Genomic DNA, 15,755 nt, shown 5'->3' with positions numbered 1-15,755 from the left:
GTCCGCCCGTCCACGGTCCCCCAGCCCGTGACGACACCGTCCGTGTACGGACGCCTCGCCTCCAGACCGAACCCCGTCGCCCGGTGCCGCCGCAGCGGCTCCACCTCGGTGAAGGACCCCGCGTCCAGCAGCAGGCCGATCCGCTCGCGTGCCGTCAGCTTGCCCTTCGCGTGCTGCGCCTCGGTCGCCTTCCCCGAAGGGCCGCCGCGCGCTTGCTCCTTGACCGCCCGCAGCTCGGCCAGCCGGTCGGGCGCGGCGGCGCCGGTGTCCGTGACGGTCACGGGAGCCCCGCCCTCTCCCGGCGGTCCGCGCGGTGCGGCGCCAGGCACTCCTCGAAGAACGCGAGCGCCCGCAGGTGGTACGCGCGGGCCGCCCAGCCCATGCTGATGTTGTGCCCGGCGCCCGGCTGGCGGTCCACGACCACCCGGGGCGCCGCCGTGAGCCTGGCCCGCAGGTCGGCGACGTCGGCGGCCCCGTGCCGCCACCACGCCTCGTGCTCGGCGAACGTGAAGCGCACCGGCACCCGTACGCGCGGCGCCAGCCCCGCGTAGACCTCCGGCCAGCGCGCCGCCGCCGTACGCTCGCGGGCCGGTGTCGCGGCGACCACAGCGTCACCGCCGAGGAACGTGCCGGGCGGGTAGAGCGCCAGCGGCCCCCAGTTGCGGCGCCGCCCGGCGCGGCCGAGGAGCGCGGCGAGGGCGGAGACGTCCTCCGCCGGGCCCGCGTACCGGTGGCCGCAGCCGGAGACGTCCACGCCGAGCAGCGACGGCGGCGCGTGGTCGGCGGCGGCGACGAGCGCGACCTTGCCGCCGAACGAGTGCCCGAGCAGGAACAGGCCCGCGCCCGTCGCGTACCGCGCCGCGAAGTCGCCGAGCGCCGCCCGCAGCACGCGCGCCTGGTCCGCGAGCGGCCGCCCGTCGGGCAGGGCGGCGGCCGAGCGCCCGTAACCTGGCCTGTCCACGGCGAGCACCGTGAACCCGAGCCGCGCGCCGAGGGCGAGCAGGGACAGGTCGGGGTGGGCCTGCCCGTCGAAGTACCGGGCGCACATCCCCGCGCCGTGCAGGGCGACGACGGTGGCGCGGGGGCCGTCGTCCGGCTCCCGCAGCAGCGCCGAGAGCGTGATGCCGTCGCCGTCGAGCGTGACGGGCCGTACGCCGCGCGACAGCGGCCGGGGCGTGGTCATCGGCTCAGCCCGCCACCGGTGCGCCGAACCAGCGCCGCAGCGCCGCGTCCAGGGACCCGGCATCCCCGTCCCCGGCGCCGCGCGACCAGGCGACATAGCCGTCCGGGCGGACGAGCAGCGCGGTGGCGCCCTCGAAGGCGGCGGGGTCGCGCGGACGGCCCGCGGCCAGGACGACGCGGTCCTTCCAGCCGTCCGCGGCGGCGCGCAGGGCCGGGTCGTCGGCGAGGTCGAGCAGGAGGCCCTGCGCCGGGTGCAGGAGGCGCGTGGTGGTGGTCTCCCCGCCCGTCGTCGCCAGCGGCCTCGGCGGTACGCGGCGGCCGACCAGCGGCGCACCGGTGTCCCCACCGACGTCGTACGTGACGTCCAGGCCGCTGACCACCCCCGCCAGGTGCCGCTTCACGTCGTCCACGGCGATCAGCTCGGCGAACAGCGCACGCAGCGGCTCCGACTCCTCGCCGCCGAGAAACACCGTGTTCTGCGCCCGCGTGTTCATCAGCACCCGCGCCCCGACCGGGTGCCGTTCGCCCTGGTACGTGTCCAGCAGCCCGTCGGGCGCCCAGCCCTGCACGACCGCCGCCAGCTTCCACCCGAGGTTCGCCGCGTCCTGCACGCCCGTGCTCAGGCCCTGGCCGCCCGCGGGGAGGTGGATGTGCGCGGCGTCCCCGGCCAGCAGGACCCGGCCGCGCCGGTAGTCGGTGACCTGCCGGGCGGCGTCCGTGAAGGAGCTGACCCACTCGGTGTCCAGGCCCGCGATCGACTCGCCGGTGATCCGCCGCCACGCCTCGGCGACCTCACCGAAGCCGACCGCGCCGTCCGCCCGGTCGCGGACGGGCGTGCCGTGCGGGCAGACGATGATCCGGTCCACGCCCTCGCGCAGCGGCGCCGCCATCACCATGCCCGCGGGGAGCCGTTCGCCGAGGGGGCGCGGCCGTATCCCGCCGCCGATGACGTCCGCGAGGTACATCTCGCGGGTCGCCGGGGTGCCGGGGAAGGCGAAGCCGGCCGCGCGGCGCACCGTGCTCTGCCCGCCGTCGCAGCCGGCCAGGTACGCGGCGCGCAGCCGCCGTCCGCCGTCCGGCGTCGCGGCGGTGACGGTCACGCCGTCGCCGTCGTCGTCCAGCCGGGTGACGTCCCAGCCGCGCCGCACGTCGGCGCCGAGACCGGTGGCCCAGCGTTCGAGCACGGCCTCCGTCCGGTACTGCGGCACGCCCCGGGCGCCGAAGTGCGCGTCGGGCAGCACCGTGTAGTCGAACCTGACCCCGCCGAAGTGGCCCAGCGGGCTCTTCTCCAGCGGCTCGCCGAAGAGTTCGAGCAGCCCGCGCTGGTCGAACGTCTCCATCGCCCGCGCGGTGAACCCGAGCCCGCGCGACTGCCCGGTGGGCTCGGTGAGCCGCTCCAGCACGACCACCCGCGCGCCGCCCAGGCGCAGTTCACCGGCGAGCATCAGCCCGACCGGGCCCGCGCCGACGACGATCACATCCGTGTCCATGTCCCCTTGTCCCCTCTTCCCCTCGCCATCGCTTCGTCTTCGCCGTGCTTCACAGCCCCGGCCCCGGCGGGCCGAACCAGCGCCGCAGCGCGCCGGACGCGCCGTCCCCGTCCGCACCGGCCCACGCCACGTAGCCGTCCGGCCGCACGAGCAGGGCCCCGGCCGTCCCGAACAGCGGGTCCGCGTCCCGGCCCGCGGCGACCGTCGTCACGCGCCCCGCCCACAGCCCGCCGACCCACCGCAGGTGCCGGTGGCGGCGCCCGGCCCGTACGAGCAGCAGCCCGCCGCCCGCGCGCAGCGCCTCGGTCGTGGTCAACCGCTCGCCGTCAGGGCTGAGGTCGTGGTGGGGGAGGCGCGCGCCGAGCAGCGGGTGGTCCTTTTCACCGACGGGATAGCGCACGTCGAGGCCGCTGACCGCGCCCGCCAGCCGGGCGCGTACCGCCTCCCGGGCCAGCAGTTCCCCGAACAGCGCGCGCACCGGCTCCACTTCGGGGCCGCCGAGCAGCAGCGTGCCCTGGGCGCGGATGTTGGCCAGCACCCGGGCGCCCACGGCGTGCCGCTCCTCGTGGTAGGTGTCCAGCAGCCCCTCCACGGGCCGGGGCCCGGCCGCGTCCGCCAGCTTCCAGCCGAGGTTGAACGCGTCCTGCAGCCCGAGGTTGAGTGCCTGGCCGCCGCTCGGCATCTGGACGTGCGCCGCGTCCCCCGCGAACAGCACCCGCCCGTGCCGGTACGACGCGAGCTGCCGGTTGGCATCGCCGAACGCGTTGACCCACACCGGCCGCCCGTGCCCGATGTCCTCGCCGGTCACCCGCCGCCACACCTCGACGACCTCCGCGAACCCCGGTGCCGCCGCGCGCCGTTCGGCACGCCGGCCGAACGCGTGCACCATCACCCGCGTGATCCCGCCCGGCATCCCGGCCGCGATGGCCAGGCCGCCGGGGAGGCGCTCGAAGCGGCGCGGCGGGATGTCGATGCCCGCGACGTCGGCGCGCAGCAGCTCGCGCCGCGCCTCCCGGCCGGGGAACGCGGCCCCGGTCAGCCGCCGTACGGTGCTGTCCTCGCCGTCGCAGGCCACCACGTACGCGGCGCGCAGCCGCCGTTCGCCGTCCGGCGTGGCGGCGGTGACGGTCACGCCGTCGCCGTCGTCGTCCAGCCGGGTGACGTCCCAGCCGCGCCGCAGGTCCGCGCCGAGGGAGACCGCCCGTTTCGCGAGCAGCTCCTCCGTCCTCGCCTGCGGCACCTTCCACTGGCCGGGGTGGCGGCCCGGCAGCGTCAGGTCCATGGGCAGCCCGCCGAAGTGGCCGCGCGGCTCGTGCGGCGGCACGCCCAGGTCGTCCAGCAGCCCCCGGCTGTCGAACAGTTCCATGGTGCGGGCGTGCAGCGTGGAGGCGCGCGACTCGGTGACCGGCGCCGCGCGCCGCTCCAGGACGGTCACCCGGGCGCCGCCGAGGCGCAGTTCACCGGCGAGCGCGAGCCCGACCGGGCCCGCGCCCACGACGACGACCGGCGCCGTCTCCCGGCCGTCGCGCGGCGATGCGGGGGAGGCCATCGTCAACGGGCCCTCTCCGCGTACGCCTTGGCGTGGCCGAGCGTGGCGAGGCTGTTGGTGCTCAGCGCGCCGCGCACGTACTCCTTGGCGTCCTCCACCGTCGCCGCGTCGCCCAGCACCCGGGCGACCGCGTCCGGGTTGATCACCACGGTGTGCCGCGAACTGGCGGTCACGCCACCCGCCTCGTCCTCCGCGAACGTCCAGTAGCCGGTGTGCAGGCTCATCAGCGCGGGCAGCGTGACCTGCTTGTACGCGATGCCGTGGTACGGGAAGGTGACGCGGTACGACTTGGTGGTGTGGGTCGAGCCGTCCTTCGCGACGGTGTCCATCTCCAGCGTCTGCAGGCCCTGTTCGTCCTCCTCCAGCCGGACCTTCGCCACGTGCGGCAGCCGCTGCGACCACAGCTGCGCGTCGTTGATGAACGCGAACACGTCCTCGGCGCTGCCGTCCACGTGCACCGAGTCCTCGAACGTGAAGGTGAGGTCGCGCGCCAGGTGCGCCGCCTCGACGTTCTCCTTCAGCGCGGCCAGCTCGGCGCGGGAGTTGCGGTCCACGGCCCGGTCGATCCAGGCCAGCCCGTCGGGGTCGTCGTCCACCGACCTGTACTCGTGGAACAGCCTGACCAGCGCGCCGCCGTCCGGCTGCTCCTCGATCAGCCAGGCACCGCCCATGGAGGCGACCGGCGGGGCGGAGACGAGCTGCTGGAAGTTGATGCGGCGCTGCGCGGGCTCCAGTATCCGGCGCGAGGTCCAGTTCTTCGCCTCGCCGTTGGCGGTGGCCCAGATCCTGATGTGCTCGTCGTGCTCGCCCTTGTGGACGTGGTCGACGTGGATGGTCGGCGGGAAGACGCGCGGCCAGTTGCGGACCTCGGCGATCAGTTCGTAGACGGCGGCGGCGGGCGCGGACACCGTGATCCGGTGCTCGACCTGGCGCGGCTGCTGCGTCGGTGCGGACATGCGGGACTCCTCCGGGGGTGTGCGGGGATGGCGGGCGGCGGCTCAGAAGTTGCCGAGGCCGCCGCAGACGTTGATCGCCTGCGAGGTGACCGAACCGGCCGCGTCCGTGGCGAGGTAGCCGACCATCCCGGCGACCTCCTCGGGCGTCGAGTAGCGGCCGAGCGGGATCTTGGCCTGGAACTTCGCCAGGATCGCCGCCTCGTCGGTCGCGTACGCGGCGGCGTAGCCCTGCCGGACGCGCTGCGCCATCGGCGTCTCGACATAGCCGGGGCAGACCGCGTTGACGGTGATGCCGGTGGGCGCCAGCTCGTTGCCGAGCGCCTTGGTGAAACCGACGACGCCGTGCTTCGACGCCGAGTACGGGGCGCCGAGCACGACGCCCTGCTTCCCGGCCGTGGAGGCGATGTTGATGATCCGGCCCCACGGCTTCCCGCGCAGCCCGCCGGTGGTGAGCACCTCGCGGGTCATGCGGAAGACGCTGTTCAGATTGGTCTCCACGACGTCGAGCCACAGCTCGTCGGTGAGGTCGGCCGTGACCCCGCCGCCGCTGCGCCCGGCGTTGTTGACCAGGACGTCCACGCCGCCGAAGCGGTCCACCGCCGCCTGGACGAAGGCGCGCGCCGCCTCGCCCGAGCGGACGTCCACGGCGGTCCCGGCGGCGTCGTGGCCCTCCGCCTGGAGTTCCTTGACGGTGGCGGCCACGGTGTCGGCGCTCCGCGCGCCGATGAACACGCGCAGGCCCTGCGCGGCGAGCTGCCGGGCCGAGGCGAGGCCGATCCCGCTGGTGGCGCCCGTGATCAGGGCGACCCGCTGGTGCTGTTCCGACATGCTGACTCTCCTGTAGGCGTGGCGTGGCGTGGCGTGGCGTGGCGTGGGCGGGGGCGGTTCAGGCGGCGCCGGACGCGACGGACAGCCGCGCGTTGACGGCCGCGACGAGGCCGCCGGGCGTCGCCCCGTCGGTGAGCGCGTCGTCGTCGAGCGTGATGCCGTACTCGCGCTCGATCCGGCTGCCGGTCTCCAGCAGGGCGAGCGACTCGTAGCCCAGCTCGTCGAACGTGAGGCCGAGGATGTCGCCGTCGAGGTCCACGCCCTCGTCCGCTCCCGCGCCCTCCAGCAGAATCCGCTTGAGGTCGGCGACGGTGAACTGTCGGCTTTCCATGGGTGGTTCCTTCCTGTGTCGTGGTGCGCCGGGTGACGGGTCAGGCGGCCCGTACGACCAGCGCGGAGTTGAAGCCGCCGGCGCCGCGCGCGACGACCAGGGCCGTGCGCACCTCGGCGGCGCGCCGTTCGACCACCAGGTCGAGCCCGTAGCCGGGCGCGGGGTCGACGTTGACGGTCGGCGGGATGAGACCGGCCTCCATGGCGAGGACGGCGGTGGCCACGTCCAGCGGCGCGGCGCCCGAGTAGAGGCGGCCGGTCATCGTCTTGGGCGCGGTGACCGGCACACCGCGCGGCCCGAAGACCGCCCGCAGCGCGTCCGCCTCCGCCCTGTCCAGCTCGGGCACGGCCGCCGCGTCGGCGAACACCACGTCCACCTCGCCCGGTTCCGCCCCCGCGTCCCGCAGCGCGGCCTCGATCGCCCGGCGCAGCCCCGGCTCGCCGCCGCTGCCCGGCGGCGGGTCCATGGTCGCGCCGTACCCGGCGATCTCCCCGTAGACCCGCGCGCCGCGCTCCCTGGCGGCGTCCCGCGCCTCCAGCACGAGGATCGCGCCCCCCTCGCCCGGCACATGGCCGCGCGCCCCGCTGTCGAACGGCACATACGCGCGCGCGGGCTCCTCGCTGGTGCTCAGCCGCCCCCCGGCGAGCTGCGCCACCCAGCCCCACGGGCAGACCGACGCGTCCACCGCGCCGGAGACGATCAGCCGCGTCCCCCGGCGGATCTGGCGCCGCGCCTGCGCGAGGGCGTCGAGCCCGCCCGCCTGGTCGCTGACGACCACGCTGGACGGGCCCTTCATCCCGTTCCTGATCGAGATCTGGCCGCTGTTGACCGCGTAGAACCACGCGAACGACTGGTAGGCGCTGACGTACTGGCCGCCCCGGCTCCACAGGGCCTCCAGTTCGCCCTGCCCGAACTCGAAACCGCCGGACGAACTCGCCGTCACCACACCCATGTCGAACGCGGGCAGCTCGCCGGGACGCACCCCGGCGTCCGCCAGCGCCCAGTCGGCCGCGACCAGCGCCAGCCGCGTCATCCGGTCCGTCTGCGGCAACAGGCGGCTCGGCAGGTGCCGTTCGGCCGCGAAGCCGGGGACCTCGCCCGCGAGCCGCGCCGGGTAGCCGGCCGGGTCGAAGCGGGTGATCCGGCCGATGCCGCTCTTGCCGCTGCGCGTGGCCGCCCAGAAGTCCGCCGTGCCCAGGCCGTTGGGGGACGCGACGCCGAGGCCCGTGATCACCGTCCGCGTGCTCATGCCGCACTCCTCTCCGGCCTCGCGAGCACCACGGCGCTCTGGAAGCCGCCGAAGCCGCTGCCCACCGACAGCACCCCGTCCGTGCGCTGCTCGCGCGCGGTCAGCGGCACGTAGTCCAGGTCGCACTCGGGGTCGGGGACGTGCAGGTTCGCGGTTGGCGGGACGACGCCGTGCTCCATCGCGAGGGCGCTCGCGGCGATCTCGATGGAGCCGATGGCGCCCAGCGAGTGGCCCACCATCGACTTGATCGAGCTGACCGGGGTCCGGTAGGCGTGCTCGCCCAGGCTCTTCTTGAACGCGGCCGTCTCGTGGCGGTCGTTCTGCTTGGTGCCGGAGCCGTGCGCGTTCACGTAGTCGATGTCGTCCGGGTTCATCCGCGCCTCGTCGAGCGCCCTGCGGATCGCCTCGGCCATCTCCGCGCCGTCCTGGCGCAGCCCCGTCATGTGGTACGCGTTGCTGCGGGTGGCGTACCCGGCGATCTCCGCGTAGACGTGGGCGCCGCGGGCGCGGGCGCTGTCCAGCTCCTCCAGGACGAACACGGCGGCGCCCTCGCCGAGCACGAACCCGTTGCGCGTGCCGTCGAAGGGGCGGGACGCGCGGGGCGGGTCGTCGTCGCGCGGGGTGGTGGCCTTGATCGCGTCGAAGCAGGCCAGCGTGATCGGGGAGATCGGCGCGTCCGACGACCCGGCGATCATCACGTCCGCCGAGCCCTCGCGGATCAGGTCCACCGCGTAGCCCACCGAGTCGATGCCGGAGGTGCAGCCGGTGGAGACGACGGTCCCCGGGCCCTGCGCCCCCACCGCCCAGGCGACCTCGGCGGCGAACGAGCTGGGCACCAGGTAGTCGTACAGGTGCGGCACCGCGTACGTGTGGTCGACCAGGTGCAGCCGGCCGCCGTCGCTGACGACCCGGTACTCACGGTCGAGCCCCATGGTGGCGCCGACCGCGCTGCCGACCGTCACCCCGACGCGGTACGGGTCGTGCGCGGCCAGGTCGATGCCCGAGTCGGCGACGGCCCCGCGCGCCGCGACGACGGCGAACTGCGCGGCCCGGTCCATGCGCCGGATCTCCTGCGGCGACAGGCCGTGCGCCTCGGGGTCGAAGTCCACCTCGGCGGCCACGCGGGAGCGGAACGGCGCCGGATCGAAGAAGGTGATGCCGCGCGTGGCGGTGCGGCCGTTGCTGATCAGGTCCCAGAAGCCGGCCGTCCCGACCCCGCCGGGCGCGAGCACCTCCATGCCGGTGATGACGACGCGGCGGCCGGTCATGCGCCGGCCTCCCACGTGTAGAAGCGGGTGGCCATCGCGTCGGCGGGGGAGCGCCATGTCGCGGGGTCGTACGCCGCGATGTACGGCTTGAGGTCGTCGCTGATCCGGACGAACCGCTCGTCGGTCCTGGCCTCCTCGATCGCCGCGCCGCCGTTGTCGGCGTCGAAGTCCTGGAGGTGGAAGTACAGGCCCCGGTAGTGGAAGAGCTGGCGCCGCCTGGTGCCCATCCGGTGCGGCATCTCCGAGCTGTCGAAGCCGGCGAACAGCCCGGCGACGTCGTCGGCCGACCCCAGCTCCATCCGGGCGACGATCAAGGTGCTGTGCATGGGCGTGCCTACCCTTCTTCGGGGAATGGTCGGGCCGTTCGCGGGAGGGCGTCGTCCGCGCGGATGTGCGGGGCCGTGGACGGCGGCCCGGGTACGGGGCTCCCGCCGCCGACCGGGTTTATCGGTCGGATTCCATGGTTGGGCCTCGGCGCGACACTATTCAAGGCGCGCCAATTCAGTCTTCGGTCAGGAAACGCAAAGACGGAAGGGGATTGTCGGCGCTCTGCCACGGCAGCGTCAGGGAAACGTCAGATGCCGAGGTCGCGCGACGCGGGCGCGCCCGGGGAAACCGTACGGGCATGAGAAAGGCGGGCCCCGGAATCGGGGCCCGCCTTTCTCATGGAAGCGCTGTATCTCCGTACGGGGACCGGGACGGTTCGGTACCCGGCCGGTCGCCGTGAGTATTCCCGGGGTGTTCCGGCGCTGTTTCGTCCGCTGTTTCGTCCGCTGTTCCGGAAGGTGTCCGGGCCGGTGTTTCCGAGCGGCGTTCCCGGCGGTGACCCCCTTGTCGGCGCCGGTGTTCCGCCGGCCGCGTCAGGGGTGGCCGAGACGGAATCCGACACCCCGGACGGTGATGATCCAGTCGCTGCCCCCGAGTTTGGTCCGCAGGCTGCTCACGTGCGTGTCGACGGTGCGCCTGGACCAGGAGTCGCCCCACACCTGCTGCATGATCCGCTTGCGCGGGATCACCGTCCGCGGGTGGGAGGCGAGGAGGCACAGCAGGTCGAACTCCTTGCGGGTCATCTCGACCTCCCGGCCGTCGAGGCTCACCTCCCGCAGGCCGACGTCGATGCGCAGCGATCCGTGCGAGATCACCGCCGCGGTCTGCGGCTTGGCGTGGACGCGGCGCATGACCGCCTCCATGCGGGCCATCAGCTCGCGGCACCCGTAGGGCTTCACCATGTAGTCGTCGGCGCCCGCCTGGAGGCCCAGCACCCGGTCGAGTTCGCTCCCCCAGGAGGTCACCGCGATCACCGCCACGTCGGACAGCAGACGGATGCCGCGGCACACCTCCAGACCGTCCATGTCCGGCAGTTCCAAGTCGATCAGGACGATGTCGGCGTCCTCGCACGCCTGCAGTGCCGCCGACCCTGTACCGACTCCTTCGACCTGATGGCCGTGCCGATGCAGTTCCCCCCGTAAGGCTTCCATGGCCCCACGGTCCTTCTCAACAACGAGTACGCGCCAGGCCTTCGATGAACTCTGCGGGAAGTCTAATCCGCGTGGCATGGAGATACCCGTAACGCGTTGACTCACTACTATCCCCCAATTTGGTTGCCCAGTCATCTGTGCAGCTCAAGTCAACGGAGGCAACTCTACAAACCAGCCCATCGGTTTGTCAGTAAAATACCGGCCAAGGATGAACGGGGCAAAGCGCGCATCGGGTGCGAAGTGTGCGCAATCGTATGCGGTGTTCATCGCCGTGAAGATCTGTTCCACCATCCCGCACAATGTATTCCGGTTGCAATGCTTACCCCGGGGAAAGTGTCGCCGAACAGGTAATTACACAGCGTTTCAGTCGTGCGCAAGATCGACCGTTCCCTGGCGGAATCCAAGATTCCCGGCGGCGTGTTCGCGCAGAGTGCGGAAGCCCTTTCGCGGCGTTGCCGGAGCGCCCGTCCGGGGCGTTTTCCCCCCGCTCGGCGGGCCGTGTGGCGGGCGCGGCGCGGCGCCCGGCGCGCGGCGCGGCGTGACGGGTTGTGGCTCCGTCGGGACCGGGTGTGCCTGGTCACCCGCCTCCGGCTCGTCGGCGCGTGGCCGAAACCCGCTGCCGGGATGCGGATGAACGACCGAGTGGTCGCACGGCGGTTCGAGCGGGCGGTCGCGTCGCCCGGCGGCCCCGGCGGTCCGTGGACACCCCCGGCCGGGCGGCGGTACGCTGAGCCGTTCGGGCGGTCCACATGCCCGGCGAGCAGGGACCTCCACGTTCGGCATACTCGCTACCGGGAGGGATGCAGCCGAATGAACAGTGACATCCAGGTGGTCGAACCCGGGAGCCCTGAAGAGGCCTGCCCGATCGGCCCGGTCGTCGAGATCGTGTTCAGCCGGTGGACCACACCGATCCTGTGGACGCTCAACGAGTGCGGCCGGCTGCGCTTCGGTGAACTGGAGCGCCGCGTCATGACGATCACCCCCAAGGTGCTCACCGACACCCTGCGGAAGCTCGAACGCGACGGCCTCGTCCTGCGCACGTCCCACCCCGGGGTGCCCCCTCGGGTGGAGTACGAGATCAGCGAACTCGGGCGCAGCCTCGCGGGCGTCTTCGAGGTCCTCGCGAACTGGTCGGGCGACAACCTGGAGAAGGTGCGCCGGGCCAGGATCGACTACGAGGAGCGCGAACCCGTGCGCCTGCGCCGCTGACACGGCCCCGGCCACGGACCCGCGGCACCGCGCACACGTACGCCCCGCCCGCCACCGGCACTTGCCGGGGCGGGCGGGGCGTACGCGCGTACGGGCGGGGAGGCCCGGGAACGCCGGGGCCGCCGGGGAGAGCGGCGCCGGTTACACCCGCGTCGCCTCGATCAGCCAGGTCGGCACGTGGATCTGCCCCCGGTCGTCGGCGTTCGGGACGACACCGAACTGCTTGAGGAAGACGGCCATGCTCTCCTCGACGCCGGAGAACGCGCCCATCTCCATGCTCGTGATCTCCCACCCGCCCGCGGCGATCGACGACGTCAGCTCGTCGTCGGGCACGGACATGGGGGCCGGCATCCCGCCGGGGACCGACGCGAAGACGAGCAGGTTCAGCCAGGCGCCCGGCCGCGTGGCGCGGTGGACGGCCTCCAGGTAGCGCTTCCGGTCGTCGGTGCTCAGGACGTGGTAGAGCGCGCTGTCGAGGACGGTGTCGAAACGGTTCTCATAGCCCGTCAGCTTGGTCGCGTCCGCGACGAAGAACTCGATGTCGAGCCCCTTGTGCCGCTCCTTCGCCAGCTTGATCGCCGTCGAGGAGGCGTCGAACGCCGCGACCTTGTGGCCGCGCCCGGCCAGGTACGCCGCGTTGTCCGCCAGGCCGCACCCGGCGTCGAGCACCGTGCCGTGGAAGCGGCCCCTGCGCTCGAACTCGACGGCCCCCGGCTGCGCCTCCTCGATGTCCCAGGGCACCCCCTTGGTGATCAGCCCGGGAACCAGCTCGCCGCCCTCGTAGACGATGTTGAAGTCGACGGATGCGAGGTCCACGTCCACCTGGGGCTGTGACTCGCTCATGGGTATCTCCTTCTCTGTTGACAGCTGCTGTGCCGCGCGCCGGGGCCGCGGAATCCGCACGGCCCCGGGAAAGCCGGTACGGCGCGGCGCGCTGGTGCGGTGCCGGGTGAATTCCCGGGCCGATACGTCCTCCGGGGCTTCCTCGCCGCGTCGCCGGACGGTAATACCGGCGCCCTTCCCGGAAAGGCGCGTACCCACAGCATTGCCCGTGCGGCCGACCCCGGTAAAGCGCCCGAGTGTCAGGACTTCCGCAGTTTTGTCAAATGTTCGACCCGGCCGCGCCGCCGCGGTCCCGGCGCCGCGCCCGTGAACGGCGGGCGCGGTACGCGGCCTGGCGCCGCCCCGCGTCAACACGCCGCCTACTCCGTGCAGTCGCCCCACCCGTCCGGCGCCGGGCCGCTGACCTCGGACTCCGCCGCCCCGACCCGCCGCAGCCCGTGCGCGGATCCTCCGCCGCCCCGGCCCGATACCGCACTTTCCGCTTGGTAACCGTAAGGAGCGTGCTGCTAGCGTCGCCTTGTCACTCCAGAAAGCACCGTGCTCCGAAAAGCACCGTGCTACGAAAAGCGCCGTGCTCCGAAAAGCGCCGTGCCACGAAAAGCGCCGTGCTTCGGCAAGTACCTCGCTCCGGAAAGCGCCCTGCCGCTCCGCACTGTGCCGTCTCGCTCCGAAAGGCAAAGAGGAGACACCCGATGACCTCTCCCCGCGCGGACGCGTCCGCGCCCGCAGGCGATGACACGAAGAGCCCGGGACTCATCCTGGCATTCCTGTGCATCGCGCAATTCATGGTTTTCCTCGACGTCTCGATCGTGAACGTCGCCATTCCGTCGATCGAACGGTCACTGGACATCTCGGCCGCCGATCTGCCCTATGTGGTCACCGCGTACGGCACGTTACTGGGCGGCTGCCTGATGCTCGGCTCGCGGCTCGCGGACACGTTCGGCCGCCGCAGGGTCCTCCAGGTGGGGCTCGCACTCTTCGGCCTCGCCTCCCTCGCGGGCGGCGCCGCGCAGGAACCGATCCTGCTGTTCGTCTCCCGGGGCGTGCAGGGCCTCGGGGCCGCGATGATCGCCCCCGCCGCCCTGAGCACCCTGACCGTCACCTTCGCCGAGGGCGAGGCGCGCAACAAGGCGCTCGGCATCTGGGGCGGCCTGGCCGGCATCGCGTCCGTCGCCGGTGTCGTGTTCGGCGGGCTGCTCACCGAGGGCCCCGGCTGGCGGTGGATCTTCTTCGTCAACGTGCCGATCGCCGTCGCCGCCGTCCTGCTCGCGCCGCGCATCCTGCCGGAGAGCAAGGGCGAACGCCGCCCGTTCGACATCCCGGGCGCCGTCGTCATCACCGGCGGCCTCATGCTGCTCATCTACTCGCTCGACGAGGCGATCACCTACGGCTGGGGCTCGGCGCGGGTCGTCCCCGGCCTGGTCGTCGCCGGGCTGCTGATCGCCGCCTTCGTGGTGATCGAGCAGCGCAGGCGCGACCCGCTCGTGCCGTTCGGCATCTTCCGGCTGCCCACGCTGCGGACGGCGAACATCGCGACGGTGTTCTTCCTCGGCAGCGTGGTGACGCTGTTCTTCTTCGCCAGCCTCTACATGCAGCAGATCCTGGAGTACGACGCCCTCCAGACCGGCCTGGCCTACGTGCCCCTCGCCGTGATGGCCGGTGTCGCCGCCGGTGTCGCCTCGCAGCTCGTCACCAAGGCCGGTGCCAAACCCGTCCTGATGGCGGGACTGGTCTTCGCGACGATCGGCCTGTTCCTCCTGTCGCGGGCCGACGCCGACGCCGCGTACGCCTCGGGCGTCCTGCCCGCGTTCCTCCTCTTCGGCCTCGGGATGGGCTTCTCCTTCGTGCCCCTCCAGATCGCCGCCCAGATGGGGGTCCCCGACCGGCAGGCGGGCCTCGCCGCCGGTCTGATCAACACCAGCCAGGAACTCGGCGGCGCCCTCGGCCTCGCCGTCGCCGCGACCATCGCCTACCAGAACCTCCCCGACCAGATCGCCGCCGCGCCCGCGCGGGCGCAGGAGCTGCTGATGGACGCCTTCCACCAGGCCTTCCAGGTGGGCGCCGTCCTGACGCTCGCCGCGTTCGTCCTCGCGCTGCTGCTCCCCAGGCTCAAGGCCGGGCCGCAGCCGGCGGCGGAGGCCCCGGCGGACGAGACGGCGCGGGCCCATGCCTGACGGCCGCCGGCGGGACGGGACGGGCACCCGGCAGATCCCGCGACTCCACCCGGGCGCCGACCGCTTCCTCGCGGGACCCCACTCCGGCGTCCTCACCACCCTGCGGCCCGACGGCTCGGCGCACCTCGCGCCCGTGCGGTTCACCTGGGACGACACCGCCGGGCTGATCCGCGTCATGACGACCGCGGCACGCGTCAAGACCCGCAATGTCCGCGACAATCCCGGCGCGCGCGCCGCCATCTGCCAGTCGGTCCAGTTCCGCTGGATCACGTTCGAGGGCCCCGCGACCGTCTCCAGCGACCCGGCGCGGGTCGCCGAGGGGGTGCGCCGTTACCTCCAGCGGTACGCGTCGCCGCCGCCGAACGTGCCCCGCATGGTCGTCATCGAGGTGGCCGTGGACCGCGTCATGGGGCTCTGGTAGCCGCAGCAGGCCCCGTCAGCTGTCCCCCCGGGGGACAGGGAACCGCAACAGAGAACAGGACATCATGAGCGACACCCAGGCAACGCCCTCCCCCTCCGGCGCCGACCCGCGACCGGGCTTCTTCCGGGCCGCGGCCCTGGCGGGCGAGACCATCGCCGCCGTGCGCCCCGACCAGTACGGGGCCGCGAGCCCCTGTCCCGACTTCGACGCCGAGCAGCTCGCCAGGCACCTGATCGCCGTGCTGCGCCGGGTCGCCGTCAGCGGCGGCGGCGGGCACCCGTTCTCCGTCGACTCCTTCGCGGACGTGCCCGCGGGCGAGTGGACCAAGGCGTGGCAGGAGGCCACGGCGGAGGCCGAGGCCGTCTGGTCCGACCCGTCGATCCTCGGCAGGACGTGCGAGCTGGGCTTCGTGACCCTGCCCGGCGCCGCCGCGATCGTCGTCTACACGACCGAGATCTCCCTGCACACCTGGGACCTCGCCAGGGCCACGGGCCAGGAACCGGCGTGGGACGACGCCGCCCTCGCCCCGTCGGTGGCCGCCATGCGGTTCGCCGTCCCGGCCGAACCCCGGGGCGGGCCCGTGCCGTTCGGCCCGGTCGTCGAGGTGCCGGACGACGCGCCGCTGATCGACCGGCTCGCGGGGTGGTACGGGCGGCAGCCGTGACGGGGTGACCGACGTGCCCGGCGGCGGGAGCCCCCGTCCCACCGCCGGGCCGCCGTCCGGGCGGGCACCCGACGCGGCCGCCGCCCGGACGGCAGGGACCAGCACCGCCCCCC

17 protein-coding genes are annotated in these 15,755 nt (G+C 73.5%); 4 read left to right on the top strand and 13 right to left on the bottom strand.

Annotated features, from left to right (window positions below):
* The 12 genes from ACIBPC_RS24940 to ACIBPC_RS24885 all read right to left on the bottom strand — a co-directional run.
* The coding region (locus tag ACIBPC_RS24940; protein ID WP_398847653.1) for a carboxyl transferase domain-containing protein at positions 1-281 on the bottom strand (281 nt) is incomplete at its 3' end.
* A complete protein-coding gene (locus tag ACIBPC_RS24935; RefSeq protein ID WP_362960048.1) occupies positions 278-1,183 on the bottom strand; it encodes an alpha/beta fold hydrolase in 906 nt (301 codons plus the stop codon). The genes ACIBPC_RS24940 and ACIBPC_RS24935, both read right to left, overlap by 4 nt.
* Before the next feature lie 4 nt (positions 1,184-1,187).
* The gene (locus ACIBPC_RS24930; RefSeq protein ID WP_398847651.1) at positions 1,188-2,672 is read right to left on the bottom strand and encodes an FAD-dependent monooxygenase; all 1,485 of its coding nucleotides are present in this window, start codon (positions 2,670-2,672) and stop codon (positions 1,188-1,190) included.
* A gap of 49 nt (positions 2,673-2,721) precedes the next feature.
* Positions 2,722-4,221: an FAD-dependent monooxygenase gene (locus ACIBPC_RS24925; RefSeq protein ID WP_398847649.1), complete on the bottom strand. Its 1,500-nt coding sequence runs from the start codon at positions 4,219-4,221 to the stop codon at positions 2,722-2,724.
* Between the two features lie 2 nt (positions 4,222-4,223).
* Positions 4,224-5,177 (bottom strand): aromatase/cyclase, encoded by a 954-nt coding sequence (locus tag ACIBPC_RS24920; RefSeq protein WP_398847647.1) that lies wholly within the window; start codon positions 5,175-5,177, stop codon positions 4,224-4,226.
* 42 nt (positions 5,178-5,219) lie between these two features.
* Positions 5,220-6,005, bottom strand: coding sequence for an SDR family NAD(P)-dependent oxidoreductase (locus ACIBPC_RS24915; protein ID WP_398847646.1), 786 nt, complete (start codon positions 6,003-6,005; stop codon positions 5,220-5,222).
* Between the two features lie 58 nt (positions 6,006-6,063).
* Positions 6,064-6,336, bottom strand: a complete 273-nt coding sequence (locus tag ACIBPC_RS24910) for an acyl carrier protein (RefSeq protein ID WP_362960035.1) — start codon at positions 6,334-6,336, stop codon at positions 6,064-6,066.
* Positions 6,337-6,376: 40 nt separating this feature from the next.
* On the bottom strand, positions 6,377-7,585 hold the full coding sequence (locus ACIBPC_RS24905) for a ketosynthase chain-length factor (RefSeq protein WP_398847643.1): 1,209 nt from the start codon (positions 7,583-7,585) through the stop codon (positions 6,377-6,379).
* On the bottom strand, positions 7,582-8,853 hold the full coding sequence (locus tag ACIBPC_RS24900; RefSeq protein WP_398847641.1) for a beta-ketoacyl-[acyl-carrier-protein] synthase family protein: 1,272 nt from the start codon (positions 8,851-8,853) through the stop codon (positions 7,582-7,584). The genes ACIBPC_RS24905 and ACIBPC_RS24900 overlap by 4 nt, the downstream gene beginning before the upstream one ends.
* Positions 8,850-9,179 (bottom strand): TcmI family type II polyketide cyclase, encoded by a 330-nt coding sequence (locus ACIBPC_RS24895; protein ID WP_362960026.1) that lies wholly within the window; start codon positions 9,177-9,179, stop codon positions 8,850-8,852. Before ACIBPC_RS24895 ends, ACIBPC_RS24900 begins: the two co-directional genes overlap by 4 nt.
* A gap of 534 nt (positions 9,180-9,713) precedes the next feature.
* Positions 9,714-10,409, bottom strand: a complete 696-nt coding sequence (locus tag ACIBPC_RS24890; RefSeq protein ID WP_362960024.1) for a response regulator transcription factor — start codon at positions 10,407-10,409, stop codon at positions 9,714-9,716.
* A gap of 66 nt (positions 10,410-10,475) precedes the next feature.
* Positions 10,476-10,622: a hypothetical protein gene (locus ACIBPC_RS24885; protein WP_398847639.1), complete on the bottom strand. Its 147-nt coding sequence runs from the start codon at positions 10,620-10,622 to the stop codon at positions 10,476-10,478.
* A gap of 519 nt (positions 10,623-11,141) precedes the next feature.
* Here ACIBPC_RS24885 and ACIBPC_RS24880 point away from each other — a divergent pair.
* Positions 11,142-11,540, top strand: a complete 399-nt coding sequence (locus ACIBPC_RS24880) for a winged helix-turn-helix transcriptional regulator (RefSeq protein ID WP_398847638.1) — start codon at positions 11,142-11,144, stop codon at positions 11,538-11,540.
* Positions 11,541-11,681: 141 nt separating this feature from the next.
* Here the strand turns inward: ACIBPC_RS24880 and ACIBPC_RS24875 are convergent, their stop codons facing one another.
* On the bottom strand, positions 11,682-12,383 hold the full coding sequence (locus ACIBPC_RS24875) for a class I SAM-dependent methyltransferase (protein ID WP_362960015.1): 702 nt from the start codon (positions 12,381-12,383) through the stop codon (positions 11,682-11,684).
* A gap of 692 nt (positions 12,384-13,075) precedes the next feature.
* Here ACIBPC_RS24875 and ACIBPC_RS24870 point away from each other — a divergent pair.
* The 3 genes from ACIBPC_RS24870 (at position 13,076) to ACIBPC_RS24860 (ending at position 15,642) form a co-directional block, all read left to right on the top strand.
* A complete protein-coding gene (locus ACIBPC_RS24870; protein ID WP_398847635.1) occupies positions 13,076-14,557 on the top strand; it encodes an MFS transporter in 1,482 nt (493 codons plus the stop codon).
* Positions 14,550-14,978: a pyridoxamine 5'-phosphate oxidase family protein gene (locus ACIBPC_RS24865; protein ID WP_398847634.1), complete on the top strand. Its 429-nt coding sequence runs from the start codon at positions 14,550-14,552 to the stop codon at positions 14,976-14,978. The genes ACIBPC_RS24870 and ACIBPC_RS24865 overlap by 8 nt, the downstream gene beginning before the upstream one ends.
* A gap of 64 nt (positions 14,979-15,042) precedes the next feature.
* The gene (locus ACIBPC_RS24860; RefSeq protein ID WP_398847632.1) at positions 15,043-15,642 is read left to right on the top strand and encodes a TIGR03086 family metal-binding protein; all 600 of its coding nucleotides are present in this window, start codon (positions 15,043-15,045) and stop codon (positions 15,640-15,642) included.
* Positions 15,643-15,755 lie beyond the last annotated feature (113 nt).

The sequence above is a fragment of the Streptomyces sp. NPDC049879 genome (assembly GCF_044461265.1).
Classification (GTDB): Bacteria; Actinomycetota; Actinomycetes; order Streptomycetales; family Streptomycetaceae; genus Streptomyces.
The sequence above is the reverse complement of the archived record's forward strand: the minus strand, read 5'-3'. Positions and strand labels throughout refer to the sequence as shown.